The organism is Flavobacterium sp. ACAM 123 (assembly GCF_000264055.1).
GTDB lineage: Bacteria > Bacteroidota > Bacteroidia > Flavobacteriales > Flavobacteriaceae > Flavobacterium.
In genome coordinates this window covers 1-673 of sequence record NZ_AJXL01000239.1, presented here as the reverse complement: position 1 = coordinate 673, position 673 = coordinate 1, and the positions used below count along the sequence as shown (strand labels likewise).

The following is a 673-nucleotide window of genomic DNA, read 5'->3' as shown; positions in this document are numbered from 1 at the left end:
TTCTGTAAATCGATTGATAGTTCTTGATTAGTAGCTTTCTCTGTATCAAGATTTTCTTGTATCAGTCGTACGAGTGTATCTCCTTGCTGTACTACTTGATTATTTTTAAGCTGGACAAAAGTAACTTTACCATTGACCAAGCTACTTAGAGGTACATTATCTATCGTACTGCGAATCATACCGCGACTCTGACTGCTGATGTCTATTTTGATGACAGGCAACAGCGCCAGAAAGAGGAGTATAGCCAGAATCAACACCAAGTAAATAGAAATACTCTTGGTTTTGTTTTCAGAGATAAGATTTTCTAAGGTATTGATGGGGTCTGAACTGAAGTTCATGAGTTTAGTTGTTTTTTGATTCTGACAGCTTTTTTTTATAATTATGATACTATCTATTGCTACAGAAAAAAAATAGGATTAAAAGTATTTTTTCTCAACAATTCAAACTTTTTTTAAGAATAATGGCTTTCTAATAAAAAAATGAAAAATGTAATTTAATTAGAACCAAATAATAAATAAGGTATCTGTAATTAAAGTAGGTTTTTATAGTAATTAAAAACCGTCAATAAAACCTTGAACGAAATCTTTTACATGATTAATGTTATGATATAGTAAGACTATTATAATTGCCAATGTAAAAATCTTTATTTTACTTTTTGATTGTTCTTTCATTT

At 29.1% G+C, this 673-nt stretch carries 1 protein-coding gene; it reads right to left on the bottom strand.

Annotation, left to right across the window (positions count from 1 at the left end; all coding sequences use genetic code 11):
• Positions 1-338, bottom strand: a 338-nt coding sequence (locus A3SG_RS22595) for a biotin/lipoyl-binding protein (RefSeq protein ID WP_232226437.1), incomplete at its 3' end; no start/stop codon positions are given.
• Between the last annotated feature and the right edge of the window lie 335 nt (positions 339-673).